At 33.4% G+C, this 503-nt stretch carries 1 protein-coding gene; it reads left to right on the top strand.

The window, feature by feature from the left end; genetic code table 11:
• Positions 1–503, top strand: a 503-nt coding sequence (locus tag AMN78_RS00405) for a Type 1 glutamine amidotransferase-like domain-containing protein (protein WP_075533663.1), incomplete at both ends; no start/stop codon positions are given.

Here is a 503-nt window from a genome sequence, read left to right on the forward strand (position 1 = left end):
AATTGAAAAATATATTTTACAGCAATCATCGGTTGAAACTCCTAATGTCTGTTTTATTCCTACAGCCAGTGCTGAAGATAAATCATATACTGTCAATTTCTATACAGCTTTTAGTAAATTAAATTGTAATTTAAAACATATTAGTTTTTTTCAGAGGACCCCAAGTCTTCGTTCAATTATCAATAAACAAGATATAATTTATGTAGGTGGTGGGAATACTAAGAGTATGCTTGCTGTTTGGCGAGAATGGAAACTTGACAAACTATTATTAAAAGCATATCAAAGAGGCGCTATTCTTTGTGGCGTTAGTGCTGGTGCTATTTGCTGGTTTGAAAAGGGTATTACTGATTCTTGGGCAAGTAATTTGAATGTTATGGACTGTATGGGTTTCCTCAAAGGATCTTGCTGCCCACATTATGATGGGGAAAAAGAACGCAAACCTTCTGTTGAAAACTTTTTATTAGATAATCTAATTGATTCATGCTATGCATTAGATGATGGTT

Origin of the sequence: Candidatus Pelagibacter communis (assembly GCF_001179945.1) — a bacterium.
GTDB lineage: Bacteria > Pseudomonadota > Alphaproteobacteria > Pelagibacterales > Pelagibacteraceae > Pelagilacustribacter > Pelagilacustribacter ubique_A.